The organism is Staphylococcus sp. EG-SA-10 (assembly GCF_017151945.1).
In the GTDB taxonomy this organism is placed as follows: domain Bacteria; phylum Bacillota; class Bacilli; order Staphylococcales; family Staphylococcaceae; genus Staphylococcus; species Staphylococcus aureus.
In genome coordinates this window covers 22488-43550 of the sequence record NZ_JACVZJ010000007.1, presented here as the reverse complement: position 1 = coordinate 43550, position 21063 = coordinate 22488, and the positions used below count along the sequence as shown (strand labels likewise).

Here is a 21063-nt window from a genome sequence, read left to right as displayed (position 1 = left end):
TTTAAAATGAATAAGCAATGGTGGAAAGAAGCAGTAGCATATCAAGTATATCCAAGAAGTTTTAATGATAGTAATCACGATGGTATTGGGGATTTACCTGGAATGATTGATAAATTGGACTACTTAAAAGATTTAGGTATCGATGTCATTTGGCTCAGTCCAATGTTTAAATCACCTAATGATGACAATGGTTATGATATTAGTGACTACCAAGAGATTATGGATGAATTTGGAACGATGGAAGACTTTGATCGTTTATTAAAAGGTGTTCATGATAGAGGCATGAAGCTTATTTTAGATTTAGTTGTGAATCATACATCTGATGAACATCCTTGGTTTATAGAATCCAAATCTAGTAAAGACAATCCCAAACGTGATTGGTACATTTGGCAAGATCCAAAGCCAGATGGCTCTGAACCTAACAACTGGGAAAGTATCTTTAATGGATCTACATGGGAATATGATGCTAATACTGAGCAATATTATTTCCATCTATTCAGTAAAAAACAACCTGATTTGAATTGGGTAAATCCGGAAGTTAGAGATGCTGTATTCGAAATGATGAACTGGTGGTTTGATAAAGGCATTGATGGATTTAGAGTAGATGCAATTACGCATATTAAGAAGACGTTTGAAGCGGGTGACTTACCTGTACCTGAGGGTAAAACATATGCCCCAGCATTTGATGTAGATATGAATCAGCCAGGTATACAAACTTGGTTACAAGAGATGAAAGATCGCTCATTAAGTAAGTATGACATTATGACTGTTGGTGAAGCGAATGGTGTAAGCCCTGATGATGCTGATGACTGGGTCGGGGAAGAAAATGGTAAATTTAATATGATATTCCAATTTGAACATTTGGGACTGTGGAATAGTGGTGATTCTCACTTTGATGTAAATTCGTATAAATCTGTATTAAATAGATGGCAAAAACAACTTGAAAATAAAGGTTGGAATGCGTTGTTTATTGAAAATCACGACCAACCACGACGTGTATCGACGTGGGGTGACGATGACAAGTATTGGTATGAATCAGCAACAAGTCATGCAGCAGTTTATTTCTTGCAACAAGGTACGCCATTCATTTATCAAGGTCAAGAAATTGGTATGACGAATTATCCATTTGAAAGTATTGAAACGTTTAACGATGTTGCTGTTAAAAATGACTATCAAATTGTGAAAGCTCAAGGTGGAGATGTAGACGCTTTACTTGCGAAATATAAAGATGAGAACCGAGATAATTCTCGCACACCAATGCAATGGGATGATACGTTAAATGGAGGATTTACAGATGGTGAACCGTGGTTCCCAGTAAATCCGAATTATAAAACTATCAATGTTGCACAACAATTAGAAGATGAGCATTCAGTATTACAATTTTATAAAGATTTAATTCAATTAAGAAAGTCTAATGATGTATACGTATATGGTCAATTTGATTTAGTAGATGCTGAAAATTCACAAGTTTTTGCATACACGAGAACATTAAATGAAAAGCAAGTTCTTATTGTAGGTAATCTTACTAACCACGAAGCAGAATTAACTGTACCATTTGATATAAGTCATGGAGAAGTGAAGCTATTTAATTATGATGCCAAAGTTAATTTAAAACAGTTACGTCCATATGAAGCATGTGTTATCGAACTAAATTAACATATTAATATGCCCCCTAATAGTATCTAAGGCCATTTGTAGACCTATAGATATATTAGGGGGCTTCTTTGTTTTTAATTATTTAATCTTCGTCATAAGGACTCTGTTTAACAGGAATCCAAAGCTGAATTTTAGTGAATGGGTCATTAAATGAAATATCGAGAGGGTACACTTCAACATATAAATCATTTCGTTCATATGGCAATGTTAACTGCAAACTTGATTCAATATAGTACCAAGCTTCATTAGTTGCATAATCAATTTCACCTTGTAAATTGAATTTCGCACAATGTTTGCCAGGTAAAAATCGACTTTCTAAGTGTGCAGGATAACGTTCACTTGGTACACCTACAAATATTTCTAAACCATTTTCAAGAGGACAACTAATAACAAATAGTTCAAATGGACTAACGTCATTATATCGTCGTAACTCTTTAATTTTACCATCAATGAGCAAGTCTTCTAAAAAATCCGGAACATTAAAAGGATGTGACAAATACTTAGTGTCTATAAATCGTGCATATCCAACCAATGAAATATCATCTGTCTCTTCTAATCTGTATGGATAGGGTGCTCTCTCAGTAGTTGATAATTTGATATATAATCGCTCTTGAATTTGTAATTCATCTTTTTTAGTAGAAGCTTGAATAGGTGATACGCCGTGAAAATCACTAAAATCATTTGCAAAATCATTTGAATTTGCATAGTGATATTTTTTAGCGATATCTACAAGTCGTGTAGCACCATTAATCACATCATTTGCAGCGAGTGTCATTTTACGCGCGCGTGCATAAGCTTCTGGAGATAAGCCGACAATCATTTTAAATGATTGATCAAGATGGTATGGCGAAAGACCAACGTAATCACTTAATTCTTGCAAATTGAAAGGCTCTAATAAACGATCTTCAATATAAACAATTGCCTGTTGTATTTGCTTGATAACGTCCAAAACTTTCACTCCAATTAATTCAATCATTTATTTTTATTCTACATTATTTCTATAAATTATACACCCATTTGTTCAATGATTATTAAAATAGTTTTGGGCATTGTAAAATATAATTTCATAATATAGTCTAGAAAAAAAGCGAATGATAGAACAATTGATTTACTTGATTCGTAATCAATCCTTGTCATTCGCTCATTTATTTTTGTTTAACATGTGCGTTTTAATTCAATTATTGAATATCGTCCCACCAATGGTTACCGTCACGAGCAAGTAATAAATCACTTTCTAATGGACCATTAGTACCTGATTCATAGTTAGGGAATTCTGGATCAACCATATTCCATTCATCTTGAATTGCATCAACAAATTTCCATGTTGATTTTAATTCTTCCCAGTGCGTAAAGTTAGTGGCATCACCTTTAAGACAATCGAATAATAGATTTTCATATGCATCTACAGTATTCATTTTATCTTGAGCGCTCATTGAATAAGACAATTGAACAGGTTCAGTTTCGATACCTTGTGTATTTTTCTTAGCATTTAGATGTAAAGATACACCTTCATTAGGTTGAATATTGATTACTAATAGGTTTGAATCTAACAGTTTATCAGTTTCATAGTATAAGTTCATTGGTACTTCTTTAAATTCAACGACAACTTGAATTGTTTTAGATTTCATACGTTTACCAGTACGAATATAGAAAGGTACGCCAGCCCATCTAAAGTTATCAATTGTTAATTTACCTGAAACAAAGGTAGGTGTGTTAGAGTCATCTGCAACGCGATCTTCATCACGGTATGCTTTAACTTGTTTACCATCGATATAGCCTTCGCCATATTGACCACGAACAAAGTTCTTTTTAACATCTTCAGATTGGAAATGACGCAGTGATTTAAGTACTTTTACTTTCTCAGCACGGATATCTTCACTATTTAAACTAATAGGTGCTTCCATAGCTAATAATGCAACCATTTGTAACATGTGGTTTTGCACCATATCTTTTAGCGCACCACTTGATTCATAATAGCCACCACGATCTTCAACACCTAGTATTTCAGAAGATGTAACTTGGATGTTTGAAATATATTTGTTATTCCATAATGGTTCAAACATCGCATTCGCAAAACGTAATACCTCGATATTTTGAACCATGTCTTTTCCTAAATAGTGGTCAATACGATAAATTTCTTCTTCTTTAAATGATTTACGAATTTGATTGTTTAATGCTTCGGCTGATTTTAAATCACTACCGAATGGTTTTTCGATAACAAGGCGTTTAAATCCTTTTGTATCAGTAAGACCAGAAGATTTTAGATAATCAGAAATAACGCCAAAGAATTGTGGTGCCATTGCTAAATAGAATAGTCGATTACCTTTTAATTCAAATTGGCTATCTAATTCATTACTAAAATCTAATAATTCTTGATAGCTTTCTTCATTACTAACATCATGTCTATGATAGAAGACATGTTCCATAAACGCGTCAATTTTGTTTGTATCTTTTACGTGCTTTTGAATTGATGATTTTACTTGATTACGGAAATCATCATTAGTAATGTCACGACGTCCAATACCGATGATGGCAATATGTTCATCTAAATTGTCTTGTTGGTAGAGATGGAATATTGATGGAAACAACTTACGATGGCTTAAGTCACCAGTTGCACCAAAGATTGTGATTAAACAAGGGATGTGTTTGTTTTTAGTACTCAAGATTAAAACCTCAATTCTTAATTAGATATATGATTTATTATTATAAGATAATCCATTCAGCAGGTCATTCAATATGCTCGACAGTATGCAGTGTCTTAAATGAAATATCGATTCATGTATCATGTTTAATGTGATACTTATTAATGACAAGTATAACGTAATTATCAAAATTTATATAGTTATGTCTACGTTAAAGTTAGAAAAATTAACTAGCAAAGACGAATTTTTAACAGATTTTGATTCAAGTATAAATTAAAACTAAATTGATACAAATTTTATGATAAAATGAATTGAAGAAAAGGAGGGGCATATATGGAAGTTACATTTTTTGGAACGAGTGCAGGTTTGCCTACAAAAGAGAGAAATACACAAGCAATCGCCTTAAATTTAGAACCATATTCCAATTCCATATGGCTTTTCGACGTTGGTGAAGGTACACAGCACCAAATTTTACATCATGCAATTAAATTAGGAAAAGTGACACATATATTTATTACTCATATGCATGGCGATCATATTTTCGGTTTGCCAGGATTACTTTCTAGTCGTTCTTTTCAGGGTGGTGAACAAAAGCCGCTTACATTAGTTGGACCAAAAGGAATTAAAGCATATGTGGAAATGTCTATGAATTTATCAGAGTCACATTTAAACTATCCAATTACATATATTGAAATCGATGATCATCTAACATATCATCATGATGGTTTTACTGTAGAGGCGCATTTACTTAATCATGGTATTCCATCATATGGATATAGAGTAATGGCACCTGAAACTACAGGTACAATCAATGTTGAAGCGTTAAAAAACATTGGTCTTGAACCAGGTCCTAAATATCAAGAAGTAAAATCTCATGATACATTTGAACATAATGGTCAAGTTTATCAATCGAAAGATTTTAGAGGTGAGTCCAAACAGGGTCCAATTGTAGCAATTTTTGGTGATACAAAACCATGTTCTAATGAACGTGTGATTTCTAGAGATGCTGATGTGATGGTACATGAAGCAACCTATATAGATGGTGAAAAGCATTTAGCCAACAATTATCATCATAGCCATATTGAAGACGTATTTGCATTGATAAAAGAAGCCAATGTTAAACGTACGTTGATTACACATTTGAGCAATCGCTATAATACAGAAGATATAAATGAAATTTATCAAACATTGATACAAAATGAAGATACACCAAATTTTAATTTTGTAAAAGATTTTGATAGTTTTAAAGTCTAATGACAAAGTAATAAACAATGCTTGCCAAATAGTAATAATTTATTAAAATAACCCGTCAAACACAGTGCTTGCGATGATGCATACATGTGTTGGCGGGTTTGTTTTTATTGGTCTTCTATATTAGAAAGTTCAATACTACGGTCGACGGCAGCATTTAGACAATCTTCGAAAATAGATACTAAATCATATTGTGACAATGTATCAAGGCCAGCTTGTGTCGTACCACCTTTAGAGGTAATATTTTTTCTTAATTGAGCCATACTCAAATCTGAACGTTCAATCATCTTACTTGTACCTATAATAAGGTTGCGTATAGATTCTTCAACTTGTTCTTTTTCTAGTCCAAGTTTCGTACCAGCTTTAACGTATTGCTCGAATACATGATATAAAAATGCTGGACCGCTTCCGGTGATAGCTGTTACTTGATGTAAATGATCCTCTGATACTTCAATTACAGAACCAAATGCTTTAACTAAATCGTTAATTTCATCTTTAGATTTAGGGTCAAAGTTGTTTGAAAAACTAATGCCAGTAACTGAGTGTCCAACTTGCGCATTTGTGTTTGGCATAATTCTAGCAACTGGATTTTGGCATTCTAATTGTTGTTTAATATAATCAATCGGATTTCCTGCCATAATTGAAATGAAGCAATTGTCTTTTGTAATATGTGGTTTGATGCGTGTTGCTAGAGCATCAAAGTCATGTGGTTTGGTACCTAAAAATACATAATCTGCATCTTTTAATAATGTCGCATCATCATAACTATAGTTAACACCTAGTTTTTCAGCGAATGCTTTTAAAGCTTGTTCATTAGATTTATTTGTTAAATATATATCATTGGCATCTAAGTTGCTTGAGTTAATAATTCCTGTAAATATAGCTTGTGCCATATTACCAGCTCCATAAAATACGAGTTTCATTAACGTCACATCCCTTTAGTTTTTGATTTGTATGTTATATTTTCTTATTATTGTATATATATTAGGAAAGATAATCAACTTGTCTCAATTATGTAAAGTTGATAAATTGCATTCTATATAATGGAAAAGGAAGGTTAATTGATGAAAGGACAACATTTTATAGTGACTGGTGGTACGAGTGGTTTAGGTTTATCGATTGTCCGAAAGTTACTAGAAAATAAAGTGCATGTAACGTTGTTGGTGCGTGATGTTGATAAAGCAACTAGAATCTTTGACCAGGAATTGGGGAAAACTATAAATGTTATTCCTTGTGACTTAAATGATTTGAAGTCGATACAGGCATTGCAATTTGAAGACAATACATCATTCGATGGATTCATTTATAGTGCAGGTTTAGGTTATTTCAAATCTATTTCAGACCATAGTTTTTCAGAAATGATTGAAACGTATCAGCTTAATTTAATTAGTTTTAATGTTTTATATACTGTGTTGAGACCATATTTAACATCTAACGCACATATTGTAGGTATATCAAGTCAAGCCGCATTTTCCACACAAGCAAATGCTGCACATTATGGGGCATCGAAAGCAGGGTTTTATGCATTAATGAATGCTTTAAGACTAGAGTCACCAAACTTACATATCATGACAGTTAATGTTGGCCCGATTGATACACCTTTTCATCAAAAAGCCGACCCATCAATGAAGTATGCTAAAAAGATGGGGAAAATTATGCTTGATGCTAATCAGCTTGCAGAAGATATCATTTATGGCATTAAAACAAAACAATTAGAAATTAATCGGCCTAAATGGATGCATCATGCGTTGAAAATGTATCAAATTGCGCCTAGATTTTTTGAACGATTTTTCCCTAAATTATTTAAAAATAAAGCATAAGTAGGTGGGATGGCAATGAACTGTCAATCGGAGAGTGTGGTAAGACTTTGTGTACGATATGCGGAACAACTATCAGTGTTTGAAGAATTTACAGTGCTGGATATTTTAGGCGATATTTCTGTAGATCAAATTTCAGACAGTACATTATATTATACTTGTGAAAAATTCAAACTACTTGTGTTGCAAGGAAATGTGCTGGGTGTACAAATAATAACTAATAATGATGAATCAACATGCGAAGTGAAATATAGAAAGATGTTTTAATAAAATTATTAAAAGATGAAGTAGCAGAAGTTTGCTTGAGGCACTGGCGCAGGGCGAAATTACTAAATACTGATGCGTGAGGACAACTCTTTAATTTCTATCATAAGTGAGTAATCTTAATCATAAATTATAGCGAATTTTACATAAACAACAGCAGTAAGGCATTTTTATAATGAAACGCCTCATACTGCTGTTTTTATTACTGAAAATGACTTCTACACTAAATGATTGGTATATTCCAAATCCTTTACACGAGCTCTTGCTGTTTTAATCTGATTTAAACTAACTTTAGTATGATAGTTTTCAATATTTTCTTTTAATTGGTCGACGCTACTTGCACCCACAATGATGGAACCAAGCACGTCATGTGATGTTAAATAACTAAATGTCAATGCAGATAAATTACTTTCAATTTCTTTAATAGAGGCTATTGTTTCACCCAATTCATCATGAGAATAATCAAAAATACCATCTTTAAATTTATTGTCGAGCACATTAACACTGTTTGAAGTTAATAATCCTTTAGACACAGGTCCTCTTGCCAATACTTTAACATCATTGTTGTGAATTGTATCTAATAATGATTCTGGACGATTATCAATCAAATTGAATTGAGACATTATCGTTTCGATTTGACTATGTTTTAAATAATAATCAATTACATTTGGGCGAATAGAAGAAATACCGTAAGCACGTATAATTCCTTCTTGTTTCAATTCATCAAATGCACTTATTGTTTCGTCTAATGGGTCATCAATGGTTCCGCCATGAAGTTGATATAAATCGATATGATCAATACCTAAACGCTTTAGTGAACCTTTAACCGCCTCTTTAATATAGGATTTACTCGGATCCCATGTTGTACTGCCATCATTTGTTAAACGATTGCCTACTTTAGTACCAATGACAATATCATCGCGTTGTTGATATTTAAGAAGTGCCTTACCAACAACTGATTCATTTATACCTTTATCGTACATGTCTGCTGTATCAAAATAAGTGATACCATTTTCAACAGCACAATCTATAATTTGTTCGGCTTTTTTTAAATCTGTACCTAAACTCATGCAACCTAGACCTAATTCAGATAATGCAATACCACTTTTTAATATATTTTTTTGCATGTCTGTTCTCCTTTCGATACACTTTAGCTAACAAGCATAGTGTATCAATATATAATATGAATTTAAAGGAACGTGATTATAATGGATTTAAATGAAAAAACAATTGATCGAACAGTTATTTATAATGGCAAAATTGTAGATGTAGAAATTCATACAGTGACATTACCAAACGGTGAAACGTCAACAAGGGAATTAGTTTATCATAATGGTGCAGTTGCTGTTTGTGCATTGACACCTAAAAAAGAAGTCGTATTAGTGAAACAGTATCGTAAACCAGTAGAAAAACCATTGCTAGAAATTCCAGCTGGTAAATTAGAAGATGATGAAGATAGAGTCGAAGCGGCTAAGCGTGAATTAGAAGAAGAAACAGGATATATTGCCAAAGAGTTAACGCATGTTGTAGATATGTATGGTTCACCAGGTTTTTGTGATGAACAATTATCAATATATTTTACGGATAATTTAGAAGAAGGCACAGTTCACTTAGATGAAGATGAATTTGTCGAAGTCATTAAAGTTCCGATTGAGAATGTTAAATCGATGCTAATGAATAAAGAAATAGAAGATGCGAAGACTATCATTGCATTACAACACCTATTATTAAATTATAATCATTCTAAATAACAAATGAGAAAAGCTTGCATTTTATTGAGAAAACTGTTAGTTTTAATTGTGAAGTTTGAAATAATTTGTAATGATTTTAATTATTAGTAGGGGAGTGGACATCGTTGGAAGAACGATTAAATCGCGTTAAGCAACAATTACAACAATCATCATATAAGCTAACGCCACAACGCGAAGCTACTGTTAGAGTTCTAATTGAAAATGAAAAAGATCATCTAAGTGCTGAAGACGTATATCTGAAAGTAAAAGACAAAGCGCCTGAAATTGGCTTGGCGACAGTATACAGAACGTTAGAGTTGTTAGCTGAACTAAAAGTTGTCGACAAAATTAACTTTGGTGATGGCGTCGCTCGTTTTGATTTAAGAAAAGAAGGCGCAAAACATTTCCACCATCATTTAGTATGTATGGAATGTGGTCGTGTAGATGAAATCGATGAAGATTTGTTACCAGAAGTTGAAAATCGAGTTGAAAATGAGTTCAATTTTAAAATTTTAGATCATCGTTTAACTTTCCATGGTGTGTGTGAAACGTGCCAAGCTAAAGGTAAAGGATAGTAAATTGCGTAGGTTAAATTAACCTTCGCTTTTTTTAGAGGTGTGGTTATGGAAACAATTATTGAAGAATATTTGCGTTTTATACAAATTGAAAAAGGTCTAAGTTCTAACACAATTGGTGCTTATAGACGTGATTTGAAAAAGTATCAAGATTATATGACTGAACATCATATCTCGCATATTGATTTTATAGATCGACAATTAATTCAAGAGTGTTTGGGGCATTTAATAGACCAAGGGCAATCTGCTAAATCTATTGCGCGATTTATTTCAACAATCCGTAGTTTTCATCAATTTGCTATAAGAGAAAAATATGCAGCGAAAGATCCAACGGTATTATTAGATTCACCAAAATATGACAAAAAATTGCCTGACGTTTTAAATGTTGACGAAGTGTTGGCTTTATTAGAAACGCCGGATTTAAATAAAATTAATGGTTATCGTGATCGTACGATGTTAGAACTTCTGTACGCAACGGGAATGCGTGTATCTGAATTGATACATTTAGAGTTAGAGAACGTGAACTTAATAATGGGGTTTGTACGCGTATTTGGTAAAGGCGATAAAGAAAGAATTGTACCATTAGGCGACGCAGTCATTGAGTACTTAACTACTTATATTGAAACGATTAGACCGCAACTTTTAAAAAAGACTGTTACCGAAGTCTTATTTTTAAATATGCATGGTAAACCTTTATCACGACAAGCAATATGGAAAATGATTAAACAAAATGGTGTAAAGGCAAACATTAAAAAGACGTTAACGCCACATACGTTACGCCACTCTTTTGCGACACATTTATTGGAAAATGGCGCAGATTTAAGAGCAGTGCAAGAGATGTTAGGTCACTCTGACATATCTACTACCCAACTCTATACACATGTTTCAAAATCTCAGATTAGAAAAATGTATAACCAATTTCATCCTAGAGCATAAAGTGAACCATAACTCAAAAGTCACAATACACATGACTAAAAATGTCTGTGCTATTGTGGCTTTTTTAAATTGGTTGATTAATTACGTCTATGTTTTCTTAATTGAATCGCTTCTTCTTTTGCTGCAATCACTTCTGAACGATCACGCCGCATGTGATGGTCTACAATAAAAGGATCTGTTGCTGTTTCGTGATTATAATCATAATCTGGATAGTTGGCCTTGATGATGCGCTCAAAGTCTGGAGTTATTGGTAATATAACAGATGAAAAAGGCTTTGCTGCATTCAATTTTGCAATTTGTTGCTCAATTAACAACTGATAATCATTTAAATTAAGGTGTAACGCATCTCTATCTTTAGCATTTTGTATTATTTCTTTAGATTTATTAAAAGACTTATAGGCGCCTTTTAAATTATTGCGGCGATAATGGTAACAAGCAGTTGCAAACAAGATTAAACTAACAACTGCATCTTGCTTACTGTAGTTATTTTCAGCTTTCCATGCATCTTCTAAAATGTCATGACATAGGAAATAATGTTGCTTAGTATGAAATTGATAATAGAAATTTATCAGTGCCTGTTGCATTTTGTTATCACCCCAATTTAAAAGTAAGTTATTTTCATGCTATAATATTTTAGAGAATTATGCACATATGACGCAGTACGAGGTAGATATTATGTATGAAGTTAAATTAGATGCTTTCAATGGACCATTAGATTTATTACTGCATCTTATCCAAAAATTTGAAATAGATATTTATGATATTCCTATGCAAGCATTAACAGAGCAGTATATGCAGTACGTTCATGCAATGAAACAGCTTGAAATTAATATTGCAAGTGAATACCTAGTATTAGCGTCAGAACTCTTAATGATTAAAAGTAAGATGCTATTACCACAATCAACATCAGATATGGATGTTGATGATGACCCACGGGAAGATTTAGTTGGGCGTTTAATAGAATATCAAAATTATAAAGAATATACTGCTATTTTAAATGACATGAAAGAAGAAAGAGATTTTTATTTTACAAAAAGACCGACAGATTTATCTCATTTGGAAACAGATGAATCTTGGGATCCAAATCATACGATTGATTTAACTGAATTAATTGTAGCTTATCAAAGAGTTAAAAATAGAGTTGAGTTAAATACACCTAAATCTGTTGAAATCCGAAAAGAGACATTTACCATTCAACAAGCTACAGAACAAGTGACATCGAGATTGAAAGATAAAGATCATTTTAACTTCTTTAGTCTGTTTACGTTTTCTGAGCCAATTGAACAAGTAGTCACTCACTTTTTAGCTATTTTAGAGATGTCAAAGGCAGGAATAATTAATATTGAGCAACAACGTAATTTTGAAGATATTAACATTATTAGAGGAGTGAACTACCATTTTGGATAATCATGGTATATTAGAGTCGCTATTATTTACAGCTGGCGATGAAGGTTTAGATGAAAAACAGCTATTAGAAATTTTAGATATATCGAAAGACCAACTCGTAGAATTAATTGAAAATTATTCATCACATGGATTAATAATACAACGATTTGGAACGACGTATGTTTTAACGACTAAAAAAGAAGCGGCAACGTACATTGAACAATTAATTGAACAAAAGTCACAAATGAAATTATCACAAGCAGCAATGGAAGTTCTATCAATTATTGCTTATAACCAACCATTATCAAGAAGTGATATTGAATTAATTCGTAGTATCAATTCAGATGGTGCGGTCAAGACATTGATTGCTAAAGGACTAGTAGAGGCTAAAGTGGTCAATGAACAGCGTAGCCAACAATTAATCACTACTGATTTATTTTTAAATGTATTTGGTATTTCAAGTATAGAAGATTTGCCGACAACTGAAGAAGACGATGAAGAAATGGATGCTTTTTTCAGTAATCTAGTCAATCAAAAAGGAGAAAATAATGACTAAAGAATTAGAACGATTACAAAAACGTATAGCAAATAGCGGTTATACTTCAAGACGTAAAGCAGAAACTTTAATTTCTGAAGGTAAAGTGAAAGTTAATGGTACAACTGTCACTGAATTAGGAACAAAAGTGAAGCCTTCAGATACGATTGAAGTTGAAGGTATTAAAATAGAGCTAGAAGACAAAATTTACATTTTATTCCATAAACCAACTCAAGTGATAACAAGTGTATCTGATGATAGAGGACGTACAGTGGTTACAGATTACTTTAAAGATATCGAAGCGCGTATTTATCCTGTTGGTCGTTTAGACTATGATACTTCTGGATTGTTATTACTTACAAATGATGGTGAATTTACTAATTTAATGACACATCCAAGATATCAAATTAAGAAGAAATATGTCGCAAAATTAAAAGGTTATTTAATGAGAGAAGAAGTGAAAGCGCTAGAAAAAGGTATTGAATTAGAAGATGGTATGACGCAACCGGCTGAAGTGAAAGTTAAGAAACAAGATAAAGATAAAAACACAACATTGGTTGAAATTACAATTACAGAAGGGCGTAATCGTCAAGTCAGAAGAATGTTCGAACATTTTGGTCATCAAGTGACGAAACTGTCTCGTATTGAATATGGACCTTTAAATGTTGTCGGTTTGAATGCTGGTGAAGGACGTGTATTGACGCCTCATGAAGTAAAAGTGATGCGTCATTTAGCAGAACATGGGAAATAATTAAATAAAATATGTATTTATCACAAAGTTTGAGAATTTTTTCACAAAATTTTAGGTTTTTAATAACTGTATGCGCTTTCCTGTGATATAATACTTTTGTAAAGAAAAGCATGTGTGGGAGGTAGACCTGTATGTCGAACGAAATACTTATCGTAGATGATGAGGATAGAATCAGAAGATTACTTAAAATGTATTTAGAAAGAGAATCTTTTGAAATCCATGAAGCAAGTAATGGCCAAGAGGCTTATGAACTTGCAATGGAGAATAATTATGCTTGCATACTACTAGATTTAATGTTGCCTGAAATGGATGGTATCCAGGTGGCAACTAAATTGCGTGAACATAAACAAACACCGATTATTATGTTGACTGCTAAAGGTGAAGAAACAAACCGTGTTGAAGGTTTTGAATCTGGTGCAGATGATTATATCGTCAAACCATTTTCACCAAGAGAAGTAGTCTTAAGAGTTAAAGCACTTCTAAGAAGAACGCAATCTACAACTGTAGAACAAAGCGAACCTCACGCACGTGATGTGATTGAATTTAAACATTTAGAAATAGATAATGATGCACATCGCGTACTTGCTGATAATCAAGAAGTTAATTTGACTCCTAAAGAGTATGAATTATTAATATATTTAGCTAAAACACCAAATAAAGTATTTGACCGTGAACAATTATTAAAAGAAGTTTGGCATTATGAATTCTATGGTGATTTAAGAACAGTTGATACTCATGTTAAACGACTTAGAGAAAAGTTAAATCGTGTGTCTAGCGAAGCTGCGCATATGATTCAAACAGTCTGGGGCGTTGGGTATAAATTTGAGGTTAAATCTAATGATGAGCCGGCTAAATAGTGTCGTAATTAAACTGTGGTTAACTATTATTTTAATAGTGACGACAGTTTTAATTTTATTAAGTATTGCTTTAATTACCTTTATGCAATACTATTTCACACAAGAAACCGAAAATGCCATAAGAGAAGATGCTAGACGTATAAGTTCACTGGTCGAACAATCACATAATAAAGAAGAAGCAATAAAATATAGTCAAACATTAATTGAAAATCCTGGTGGGTTGATGATTATAAATAATAAACATCGTCAATCAACGGCTTCACTTTCTAACATTAAAAAGCAAATGTTGAATGAAGTAGTCAACAACGACCATTTTGACGATGTGTTTGATAAAGGTAAATCTGTTACTCGAAATGTAACGATTAAAGAAAAGGGTTCATCCCAAACGTATATTCTGTTAGGCTATCCAACAAAAGCACAGAAGAATAGTCATAGCAAATATAGTGGAGTCTTTATATATAAAGACTTGAAATCAATCGAAGATACAAATAATGCTATTACGATTATCACTATAATTACGGCTGTTATTTTCTTAACAATTACAACAGTCTTTGCGTTTTTCTTATCGTCAAGAATTACAAAACCTTTAAGACGTTTAAGAGACCAAGCTACACGTGTATCTGAAGGGGATTACTCTTATAAACCTTCTGTCACAACGAAAGATGAAATTGGTCAATTATCGCAGGCATTTAATCAGATGAGTACAGAAATCGAAGAGCATGTCGACGCATTATCCACATCTAAAAATATTAGAGACAGCTTAATTAACTCTATGGTAGAAGGTGTCCTAGGTATTAATGAGAGTCGACAAATTATCTTATCTAATAAGATGGCGAATGATATTATGGACAATATTGATGAGGATGCTAAAGCTTTCTTATTAAGACAAATTGAAGATACTTTTAAATCAAAACAAACAGAAATGCGTGATTTAGAAATGAATGCACGATTCTTTGTTGTGACCACAAGCTATATCGATAAGATTGAACAGGGGGGTAAAAGTGGTGTTGTTGTGACAGTTCGTGATATGACTAATGAGCACAATCTAGATCAAATGAAGAAAGATTTCATTGCTAATGTATCACATGAATTACGTACACCGATATCATTACTTCAAGGTTATACTGAATCAATTGTAGATGGTATTGTTACAGAACCGGATGAAATAAAAGAATCGCTTGCCATTGTCCTTGACGAATCGAAACGTTTAAATCGTTTAGTTAATGAATTGTTAAATGTCGCTCGCATGGATGCTGAAGGGTTATCCGTAAATAAAGAAGTTCAGCCTATTGCAGCGTTACTAGATAAGATGAAAATTAAGTACCGTCAACAAGCTGATGATTTAGGTCTAAATATGACTTTTAATTATTGTAAGAAGCGTGTTTGGAGTTATGATATGGATCGCATGGACCAAGTACTAACGAACTTAATTGATAATGCATCACGTTATACGAAACCTGGTGATGAAATTGCAATTACTTGTGATGAAAATGAAAGCGAAGATATTTTATACATTAAAGATACAGGTACAGGCATTGCACCAGAACATTTACAACAAGTATTTGATCGTTTTTATAAAGTTGATGCAGCGAGAACGCGAGGTAAACAAGGTACCGGTTTAGGTTTGTTCATTTGTAAAATGATTATCGAAGAGCATGGTGGTTCCATTGATGTTAAAAGCGAATTAGGAAAAGGCACAACGTTTATTATCAAACTACCAAAGCCGGAATAAAACTGAATATAGTTATTTAAGAACGCATGTTATTAATTAGAGACTCTAATTTATAGCATGCGTTTTTTTATTGATGTGGGGAATTTTGTATGTGGATTAGGATTTAGGGTTTTTGCGAATATCAACTATTAAATATATTACTAATTTATATAAAAATATAAAGTTTGATAAAGTTATTTATTTGATTATAAAAATAGGGTAAAATATAGATATATTGTAATAATTAAATTATTCGAGGTGTCATATGAAAAAATTCATTGGATCAGTTTTAGCTACGACATTAATTTTAGGGGGATGTTCCACGATGGGAGAATTATAAGTTAATGAGTAATTTAGAGAAATCTGTAGCTATAAATTTAGAAAACACAGCGCATTATGAAAATATTTCAAATCTAGATATAACTTTTAGAACAGGAGAGAGTGATTCTTCTGTTCTTCTTTTTAATATCACTAAAAATAATCAACCGTTATTATTGAGTGAAGAAAATATCAAAGCACGAATAGCGATTCGAGGTAAAGGAGTCATGGTAGTTGCTCCACTAGAAATATTAGATCCATTTAAAGGTATTTTAAAATTTCAATTACCTAATGATGTAATTAAACGAGATGGAAGTTATCAAGCTCAAGTTTCGGTTGCAGAATTAGGTAATTCAGACGTGGTAGTTGTCGAGAGAACTATCACATTTAACGTTGAAAAAAGTTTGTTTAGCATGATTCCATCTGAAACAAAATTACACTATATTGTTGAATTTCAGGAATTAGAAAAAACTATTATGGATCGTGCGAAAGCAATGGACGAGGCTATAAAAAATGGTGAAGATTATGCGAGTCTGATTGAAAAAGCTAAAGAAAAAGGTCTATCAGATATTCAAATAGCAAAATCTTCAAGTATAGATGAATTAAAGCAACTTGCTAATAGCCATATATCTGATTTGGAAAATAAAGCGCAAGCATATTCAAGAACATTCGATGAGCAAAAGCGATATATGGATGAGAAACATGAAGCCTTCAAGCAGTCAGTGAATAGTGGTGGTTTAGTCACAAGTGGTTCTACTTCAAATTGGCAAAAAGCTAAGATTACTAAAGATGATGGTAAGATAATGCAGATTACTGGATTTGATTTTAATAATCCAGAACAAAGAATAGGTGATTCAACCCAATTTATTTATGTTTCGCAAGCTATAAATTATCCAAGAGGTGTTAGTACTAACGGTACTGTCGAATATTTAGTAGTAACTTCAGATTACAAGCGTATGACTTATCGACCGAACGGTACAAATAAAGTGTTTGTTAAAAGAAAAGAAGCGGGTTCATGGTCTGAGTGGTCAGAATTAGCTATTAATGATTACAATACACCTTTTGAAACTGTTCAAAGTGCCCAATCAAAAGCTAATATGGCCGAAAGTAACGCTAAATTATACGCAGATGACAAGTTTAATAAAAGGTATTCGGTTATTTTTGATGGAACAGCAAATGGTGTGGGCTCTACATTGTACTTAAATGAGAGTTTAGACCAATTTATTTTATTAATTTTTTATGGGACTTTTCCAGGTGGTGACTTTACAGAGTTTGGCAGTCCTTTTGGAGGAGGAAAGATTTCATTGAATCCCTCAAATCTTCCAGATGGTGATGGAAATGGTGGAGGTGTTTATGAGTTTGGATTAACTAAATCTAGTCGTACATCTTTAACTATATCAAACGATGTCTATTTCGACTTAGGAAGTCAAAGAGGCTCTGGTGCGAACGCAAATAGAGGGACAATTAACAAAATTATAGGAGTGAGAAAATAATGCAAATATTAGTTAACAAGCGTAATGAGATAATTTCATACGCTATCATTGGTGGCTTTGAAGAAGGTATTGATATTGAAAATTTACCAGAAAATTTCTCTCAAGTTTTTAGACCTAAAGCCTTTAAATATTCAAATGGGGAAATAGTTTTTAACGAAGATTATTCAGAAGAAAAAGATGACTTGCATCAACAGATTGACAGTGAAGAACAAAACACAGTCGCTTCTGATGACATCTTACGAAAAATGGTTGCTAGTATGCAGAAACAAGTTGTTCAAAGTACAAAGTTATCGATGCAAGTTAATAAGCAAAATGCACTAATGGCAAAACAACTTGTGACACTTAATAAAAAATTAGAAGAGGTTAAAGGAAAGACTGAAAATGCTTAAATTAATTTCACCAACATTCGAAGATATTAAAACATGGTATCAATTGAAAGAATATAGTAAAGAAGATATAGCGTGGTATGTAGATATGGAAGTTATAGATAAAGAGGAATATGCAATTATTACAGGAGAAAAGTATCCAGAAAATCTAGAGTCATAGGTTATAATCTTATGGCTTTTTAATTTGAATAAAGTGGGTGGTGTAATGTTTGGATTTACCAAACGACACGAACAAGATTGGCGTTTAACGCGATTAGAAGAAAATGATAAGACTATGTTTGAAAAATTCGACAGAATAGAAGACAGTCTGAGAACGCAAGAAAAAATTTATGACAAGTTAGATAGAAATTTCGAAGAACTAAGGCGTGACAAAGAAGAAGATGAAAAAAATAAAGAGAAAAATGCTAAAAATATTAGAGACATCAAGATGTGGATTCTAGGATTAATAGGGACGATTCTAAGTACATTTGTTATAGCCTTGTTAAAAACTATTTTTGGCATTTAAAGGAGGTGATTACCATGCTTAAGGGAATTTTAGGATATAGCTTTTGGTCGTGTTTCTGGTTTAGTAAGTGTAAGTAATAGTTAAGAGTCAGTGCTTCGGCACTGGCTTTTTATTTTGGAAAAAAGGAGCAAACAAATGGATGCAAAAGTAATAACAAGATACATCGTATTGATCTTAGCATTAGTAAATCAATTCTTAGCGAACAAAGGTATTAGCCCGATTCCAGTAGACGATGAGACTATATCATCAATAATACTTACTGTTGTTGCTTTATATACTACGTATAAAGACAATCCAACATCTCAAGAAGGTAAATGGGCAAATCAAAAGCTAAAGAAATATAAAGCTGAAAACAAGTATAGAAAAGCAACAGGGCAAGCGCCAATTAAAGAAGTAATGACACCTACGAATATGAACGACACAAATGATTTAGGGTAGGTGTTGACCAATGTTGATAACAAAAAACCAAGCAGAAAAATGGTTTGATAATTCATTAGGGAAGCAGTTCAATCCTGATTTGTTTTATGGATTTCAGTGTTACGATTACGCAAATATGTTTTTTATGATAGCAACAGGCGAAAGGTTACAAGGTTTATACGCTTATAATATTCCATTTGATAATAAAGCAAGGATTGAAAAATACGGGCAAATAATTAAAAACTATGATAGCTTTTTACCGCAAAAGTTGGACATTGTCGTTTTCCCGTCAAAGTATGGTGGCGGAGCTGGACATGTTGAAATTGTTGAGAGCGCTAATCTAAACACTTTCACATCGTTTGGCCAAAATTGGAATGGTAAAGGTTGGACAAATGGCGTTGCGCAACCTGGTTGGGGTCCCGAAACCGTTACAAGACATGTTCATTATTACGATGACCCAATGTATTTTATTAGATTAAATTTCCCAGATAAAGTAAGTGTTGGAGATAAAGCTAAAAGCGTTATTAAGCAAGCAACTGCCAAAAAGCAAGCAGTAATTAAACCTAAAAAAATTATGCTTGTAGCCGGTCATGGTTATAACGATCCTGGAGCAGTCGGAAACGGAACAAATGAACGTGATTTTATCCGTAAATATATAACACCAAATATCGCTAAGTATTTAAGACATGCAGGTCACGAAGTTGCATTATATGGTGGCTCAAGTCAATCACAAGATATGTATCAAGATACTGCTTACGGTGTTAATGTAGGAAATAATAAAGATTATGGCTTATATTGGGTTAAATCACAGGGGTATGACATTGTTCTAGAGATTCATTTAGACGCAGCAGGAGAAAGTGCAAGTGGTGGGCATGTTATTATTTCAAGTCAATTCAATGCAGATACTATTGATAAAAGTATACAAGATGTTATTAAAAATAACTTAGGACAAATAAGAGGTGTAACACCTCGTAATGATTTACTGAACGTTAATGTATCAGCAGAAATAAATATCAATTATCGTTTATCTGAATTAGGTTTTATTACTAATAAAAAAGATATGGATTGGATTAAGAAGAATTATGACTTGTATTCTAAATTAATAGCTGGTGCGATTCATGGTAAGCCTATAGGTGGTTTGGTAGCTGGTAATGTTAAAACATCAGCTAAAAACCAAAAGAATCCGCCAGTGCCAGCAGGTTATACACCCGATAAAAATAATGTACCGTATAAAAAAGAAACTGGTTATTACACAGTTGCCAATGTTAAAGGTAATAACGTGAGGGATGGCTATTCAACTAATTCAAGAATTACAGGTGTATTACCTAATAACGCAACAATCAAATATGACGGAGCATATTGCATCAATGGGTATAGATGGATTACTTATATTGCTAATAGTGGACAACGTCGTTATATTGCTACAGGAGAGGTAGACAAGGCAGGTAATAGAATAAGCAGTTTTGGTAAGTTTAGTGCAGTTTGATAATTGTATATGATGAATCTTAGGCAGGTACATCGGTACTTGCCTATTATTTAAAATTAATAAACAGTTAATTTTTACATGAATATATTAAATTTTAAAAAAACAAACGTTTTTAGTATATAAATTATTTTGTGTTCGTATTGTGTGCTATGATTAAAAAGTTGTTATGGTCAACTATATCGTGGTTTTATGTTTATTATCAATCAAAATATAAATTATTTATAATTTGTTTGGTAATGAACGGGTTTTTTTCGAAATAATAGTAAAAAAACACATTTGTAGATATTTTAAACTCGATAAATCTTTTAATAAATATTTAATTTTATTAAAAGTTAAAAAGGTTTAAT

23 protein-coding genes are annotated in these 21063 nt (G+C 32.6%); 18 read left to right on the top strand and 5 right to left on the bottom strand.

Translation table 11 applies throughout. From position 1 onward, the window contains the following. The first annotated feature begins 6 nt into the window (after positions 1–6). Entirely contained in the window at positions 7–1656 is a 1650-nt protein-coding gene (locus tag IDG45_RS07405) for a glycoside hydrolase family 13 protein (protein WP_001041938.1), read from the top strand. 82 nt (positions 1657–1738) lie between these two features. Here the strand turns inward: IDG45_RS07405 and IDG45_RS07400 are convergent, their stop codons facing one another. Both IDG45_RS07400 and zwf read right to left on the bottom strand, forming a co-directional pair. Then, the gene (locus tag IDG45_RS07400; RefSeq protein WP_000382585.1) at positions 1739–2605 is read right to left on the bottom strand and encodes an AraC family transcriptional regulator; all 867 of its coding nucleotides are present in this window, start codon (positions 2603–2605) and stop codon (positions 1739–1741) included. Between the two features lie 229 nt (positions 2606–2834). Further along, positions 2835–4319 (bottom strand): glucose-6-phosphate dehydrogenase, encoded by a 1485-nt coding sequence (gene zwf, locus IDG45_RS07395; protein ID WP_000105070.1) that lies wholly within the window; start codon positions 4317–4319, stop codon positions 2835–2837. A 312-nt stretch (positions 4320–4631) separates the two neighbouring features. Between zwf and rnz the strand changes: the two genes are divergently transcribed. Beyond that, entirely contained in the window at positions 4632–5552 is a 921-nt protein-coding gene (gene rnz / locus IDG45_RS07390; RefSeq protein ID WP_000454060.1) for a ribonuclease Z, read from the top strand. 104 nt (positions 5553–5656) lie between these two features. Here rnz and proC read toward each other — a convergent pair whose 3' ends face one another. Beyond that, the gene (gene proC / locus IDG45_RS07385) at positions 5657–6472 is read right to left on the bottom strand and encodes a pyrroline-5-carboxylate reductase (protein WP_206171581.1); all 816 of its coding nucleotides are present in this window, start codon (positions 6470–6472) and stop codon (positions 5657–5659) included. Between the two features lie 141 nt (positions 6473–6613). Between proC and IDG45_RS07380 the strand changes: the two genes are divergently transcribed. Together IDG45_RS07380 and IDG45_RS07375 are read left to right on the top strand one after the other, a co-directional pair. Beyond that, positions 6614–7369 carry an SDR family NAD(P)-dependent oxidoreductase gene (locus IDG45_RS07380; protein WP_000678228.1) on the top strand — a complete coding sequence of 252 codons (756 nt, stop codon included), beginning with the start codon at positions 6614–6616 and terminating at the stop codon, positions 7367–7369. Between the two features lie 15 nt (positions 7370–7384). Further along, positions 7385–7633: a hypothetical protein gene (locus IDG45_RS07375; RefSeq protein WP_000995802.1), complete on the top strand. Its 249-nt coding sequence runs from the start codon at positions 7385–7387 to the stop codon at positions 7631–7633. A gap of 215 nt (positions 7634–7848) precedes the next feature. Here the strand turns inward: IDG45_RS07375 and IDG45_RS07370 are convergent, their stop codons facing one another. Further along, the gene (locus IDG45_RS07370) at positions 7849–8757 is read right to left on the bottom strand and encodes an aldo/keto reductase (RefSeq protein WP_031927559.1); all 909 of its coding nucleotides are present in this window, start codon (positions 8755–8757) and stop codon (positions 7849–7851) included. Positions 8758–8838: 81 nt separating this feature from the next. Between IDG45_RS07370 and IDG45_RS07365 the strand changes: the two genes are divergently transcribed. The 3 genes from IDG45_RS07365 to xerD all read left to right on the top strand — a co-directional run bounded on the left by IDG45_RS07365 (position 8839) and on the right by xerD (position 10871). Next, a complete protein-coding gene (locus IDG45_RS07365) occupies positions 8839–9381 on the top strand; it encodes an NUDIX hydrolase (RefSeq protein WP_000365235.1) in 543 nt (180 codons plus the stop codon). A gap of 104 nt (positions 9382–9485) precedes the next feature. Then, positions 9486–9935, top strand: a complete 450-nt coding sequence (gene fur / locus IDG45_RS07360) for a ferric iron uptake transcriptional regulator (RefSeq protein ID WP_000392691.1) — start codon at positions 9486–9488, stop codon at positions 9933–9935. Positions 9936–9983: 48 nt separating this feature from the next. Further along, complete coding sequence (gene xerD, locus IDG45_RS07355) at positions 9984–10871, top strand: site-specific tyrosine recombinase XerD (protein ID WP_000447733.1); 888 nt, start codon at positions 9984–9986, stop codon at positions 10869–10871. 77 nt (positions 10872–10948) lie between these two features. Here the strand turns inward: xerD and IDG45_RS07350 are convergent, their stop codons facing one another. Then, positions 10949–11455, bottom strand: a complete 507-nt coding sequence (locus IDG45_RS07350; protein ID WP_001183422.1) for a DUF309 domain-containing protein — start codon at positions 11453–11455, stop codon at positions 10949–10951. A gap of 91 nt (positions 11456–11546) precedes the next feature. Here IDG45_RS07350 and IDG45_RS07345 point away from each other — a divergent pair, with 91 nt between their 5' ends. The 11 genes from IDG45_RS07345 (at position 11547) to IDG45_RS07295 (ending at position 20716) form a co-directional block, all read left to right on the top strand. Then, entirely contained in the window at positions 11547–12278 is a 732-nt protein-coding gene (locus IDG45_RS07345; protein ID WP_000273371.1) for a segregation and condensation protein A, read from the top strand. Continuing rightward, positions 12271–12813, top strand: coding sequence for an SMC-Scp complex subunit ScpB (gene scpB / locus IDG45_RS07340; RefSeq protein WP_000368650.1), 543 nt, complete (start codon positions 12271–12273; stop codon positions 12811–12813). The genes IDG45_RS07345 and scpB overlap by 8 nt, the downstream gene beginning before the upstream one ends. Then, positions 12806–13543 carry a pseudouridine synthase gene (locus IDG45_RS07335; protein WP_000159577.1) on the top strand — a complete coding sequence of 246 codons (738 nt, stop codon included), beginning with the start codon at positions 12806–12808 and terminating at the stop codon, positions 13541–13543. Before scpB ends, IDG45_RS07335 begins: the two co-directional genes overlap by 8 nt. Positions 13544–13674: 131 nt before the next feature. Next, complete coding sequence (srrA, locus tag IDG45_RS07330) at positions 13675–14400, top strand: two-component system response regulator SrrA (protein WP_000064078.1); 726 nt, start codon at positions 13675–13677, stop codon at positions 14398–14400. Continuing rightward, entirely contained in the window at positions 14381–16132 is a 1752-nt protein-coding gene (srrB, locus tag IDG45_RS07325; protein WP_000987769.1) for a two-component system sensor histidine kinase SrrB, read from the top strand. Before srrA ends, srrB begins: the two co-directional genes overlap by 20 nt. A 323-nt stretch (positions 16133–16455) precedes the next feature. Further along, positions 16456–17922 carry a BppU family phage baseplate upper protein gene (locus IDG45_RS07320; protein ID WP_000067140.1) on the top strand — a complete coding sequence of 489 codons (1467 nt, stop codon included), beginning with the start codon at positions 16456–16458 and terminating at the stop codon, positions 17920–17922. Further along, positions 17922–18311, top strand: coding sequence for a DUF2977 domain-containing protein (locus IDG45_RS07315; protein WP_001166600.1), 390 nt, complete (start codon positions 17922–17924; stop codon positions 18309–18311). The genes IDG45_RS07320 and IDG45_RS07315 overlap by 1 nt, the downstream gene beginning before the upstream one ends. After that, positions 18304–18468, top strand: a complete 165-nt coding sequence (locus IDG45_RS07310) for an XkdX family protein (protein ID WP_000916020.1) — start codon at positions 18304–18306, stop codon at positions 18466–18468. Before IDG45_RS07315 ends, IDG45_RS07310 begins: the two co-directional genes overlap by 8 nt. Positions 18469–18513: 45 nt before the next feature. After that, on the top strand, positions 18514–18813 hold the full coding sequence (locus IDG45_RS07305) for a DUF2951 domain-containing protein (protein WP_000466784.1): 300 nt from the start codon (positions 18514–18516) through the stop codon (positions 18811–18813). Positions 18814–18948: 135 nt separating this feature from the next. Next, entirely contained in the window at positions 18949–19251 is a 303-nt protein-coding gene (locus tag IDG45_RS07300; RefSeq protein WP_000339141.1) for a phage holin, read from the top strand. A 10-nt stretch (positions 19252–19261) separates the two neighbouring features. After that, positions 19262–20716 (top strand): N-acetylmuramoyl-L-alanine amidase, encoded by a 1455-nt coding sequence (locus IDG45_RS07295; RefSeq protein ID WP_000909207.1) that lies wholly within the window; start codon positions 19262–19264, stop codon positions 20714–20716. Positions 20717–21063 lie beyond the last annotated feature (347 nt).